1 protein-coding gene and 1 tRNA gene are annotated in these 2,761 nt (G+C 67.5%); one reads left to right on the top strand and one right to left on the bottom strand.

Going from position 1 to position 2,761, the window contains the following annotated elements; genetic code table 11:
* On the bottom strand, positions 1-2,324 hold a 2,324-nt coding region (acnA, locus tag WBA11_RS08955; protein ID WP_424520355.1), incomplete at its 3' end, for an aconitate hydratase AcnA.
* Positions 2,325-2,492: 168 nt separating this feature from the next.
* Between acnA and WBA11_RS08950 the strand changes: the two genes are divergently transcribed.
* Positions 2,493-2,565 (top strand) — tRNA-Ala (locus WBA11_RS08950).
* The last annotated feature ends 196 nt before the right edge of the window (positions 2,566-2,761 follow it).

Here is a 2,761-nt window from a genome sequence, read left to right as displayed (position 1 = left end):
ACCACGAGTGGCGTGCCCTCGGCCTCGTACTCTTGGGCAGCGTCGTAGATGTACATCTTCTCGCCGTCCTTCATCGTCCAGCCGCCCTCGGTGCCCGGCGCCATCTGGTTGCGCAGGCGGATGTTGCCGAACGTGCCGCGCGTCATCACGCGGTCGTTGCCGCGGCGGCTGCCGAACGAGTTGAAGTCCTTCGGCTCGACGCCGCGGTCCTGCAAAAACTGCCCGGCCGGCTCCGACTTGGGAATCGCGCCAGCGGGCGAGATGTGATCCGTCGTGGTCGAGTCGCCGGCCTTGACCAACGTCCTGGCGCCCTCGATGGGCTCGATGCCCGGGATCTCGGGCGTCACGTCCATAAAGAACGGCGGCTCCTGGATGTAGGTCGACGCGTCCTGCCAGTCGTACACGGCGCCCTCGGACGTCTCGATCGCGTTCCAGCGCGGGTTCGAGTCCTCGATGCCGTCGTACAGTTCTTCGAACTGCTCGCGCGTCACCGCGCTCTGCACCGCGTCCAGGATCTCCTGCTGGCTCGGCCACAGGTCCTTGAGGTAGACGTCGTTGCCGTCCTGGTCCTGCCCCAGCACGTCGTTCTGCAGGTCGATATCGACCGTGCCAGCGAGCGCGTAGGCGACGACGAGCGGTGGGCTCGCGAGGTAGTTGGCCTTGACCAAGGCGTGGATGCGGCCCTCAAAGTTGCGGTTGCCTGAGAGCACGCCCGACACGATCAGGTCGCCCTCGACGACGGCGTCCGCGACCGGCTGCGGCAGCGGTCCCGAGTTGCCGATGCACGTCGTGCACCCGTACCCGACCAGGTTGTAGCCGAGTTGGTCGAGGTAGCTCTGCAGGCCGGCTTTCTCGAGGTAGGCCGTGACCACGCGCGAGCCCGGCGCGAGCGACGTCTTGACGTACGGCTTGACCGACATTCCGCGCTCGACGGCCTTTTTGGCCAGGAGCCCGGCCGCCAGCATGACGCTGGGGTTCGAGGTGTTCGTGCAGCTCGTGATGGCCGCGATGGCCACGTCGCCGTGCTTCAGGTCGAGCTCGTTGCCCTTGTCGTCCTTGTACTTCCCTGTGTTGTCGAGCGCGTCGGCCTCGAGGCCGAACCCTTGGGGGCTGGCCGGGCGCGTCAGGCTCTCGCGGAACTCGCGCTGGACGTCGCCCAGCACGATCCGGTCCTGGGGGCGCTTCGGTCCCGACATCGAGGGCTGGACGTCCTCGAGGTCGAGCTCCAGGACGGCCTCGAACTCGGGGTCCGGCGTGTCGTCGGTGCGGAAGAGGCCCTGCGCCTTGCAGTACGCCTCGACGAGCTCGACGTCGGCCTCGCTGCGATTGGTGCGACGGAGGTAGTCGAGCGTCTCGTCGTCGATCGGGAAGAAGCCCATTGTGGCGCCGTACTCGGGCGCCATGTTGGCAATCGTCGCGCGGTCGGGCAGCGACATGGTGCTCAGCCCAGTCCCGAAGAACTCGACGAACTTGCCGACGACGCCGTGGGCGCGGAGCATCTGGGTCACGGTCAGCGTCAGGTCCGTCGCCGTGACGCCCTCGCGAAGCTGCCCCTTGAGCCGGAAGCCGACCACCTTGGGCATCAGCATGTAGATCGGCTGGCCCAGCATGGCCGCCTCGGCCTCGATGCCGCCGACGCCCCACCCGAGCACGCCCAACCCGTTGATCATCGTCGTGTGGCTGTCCGTCCCGACGAGCGTGTCGGGGTAGGCGACGGGCAGGCCGTCGTCGCCGGGGCTCGTCCAGACGCTGCGCGCGATGTACTCGAGGTTGACCTGGTGGCAGATCCCCCGCTCGGGCGGCACGACGCTGAAGTTGTCGAACGCCTTGGAGCCCCACCGCAGGAACTCGTAGCGCTCGTTGTTGCGCTGGAACTCGATGTCGGCGTTGATCTGGAACGCCTGCGGGAGGGCGAAGCTGTCGACCTGGACCGAGTGGTCGATCACCAAGTCGACGGGCACGCGCGGGTTGATCGCCTCGGGGTCGCCGCCGTTGCGGGCCATCGCGGACCGGAGCGCGGCCAGGTCGACGACGGCGGGGACGCCGGTAAAGTCCTGGAGCAGCACGCGGGCGGGCGTGAACGGGATCTCGACCTCGGCTGGGGCGGCGGGGTCGTAGCCGGCCAGGTTCCGCACGTCGTCCTCGCCGACGGGGCCGGGAAGGTCGGCCTGGCGGAGCGCGTTCTCCATCAGGACCTTGATCGAGAACGGGAGCTTTTCGAGGTCGGCGCCGGTCTCGTCGGCAACGCGGTCCAAGCGGTAATAGGTGTGTGAGCCGGCGGACGTGTCGAGGGTGTCGCGGGCGTCGAAGAGGGAGTCGGCCATTCGGGAGGGCGGGTGTCGGATCTCAGGTGCTATCATACCCGCGTCTGGCGCCGAGGTGCCCTGGCTGCGCGCTCTGCCTCGTCTCTTCGTCCTCGAGGGCGTGCTTCACGGTTTGTCCCGACCGGGCGTGTTGCCCTCGAGGACGAGGGCAGGCTATCCTGACGGTCCGGGGCCATAGCTCAGTTGGTAGAGCGCCGCAATCGCACTGCGGAGGTCAGGAGTTCGAATCTCCTTGGCTCCACCGTACAAATCGGTCTCTAGACGCCACCTGGGCAGCTGGAGACCGTTTTGCGATGAGACTGATTCTCCCTTCTGGTGCAGATCGGTGCAAGGAGGCGCAGAATCTGGTACCACTCGGTACCGTACGGTCAAATCACTCCCAGTCGCCGCGGCCGACGCCTCGTCCTCGAGTGCCCCGTCCCCGACCGGCTCCACCG

It is taken from the genome of Rubrivirga sp., assembly GCF_049648075.1.
Taxonomy (GTDB): domain Bacteria; phylum Bacteroidota; class Rhodothermia; order Rhodothermales; family Rubricoccaceae; genus Rubrivirga.
This window is presented reverse-complemented; position numbering and strand designations above follow the sequence as displayed.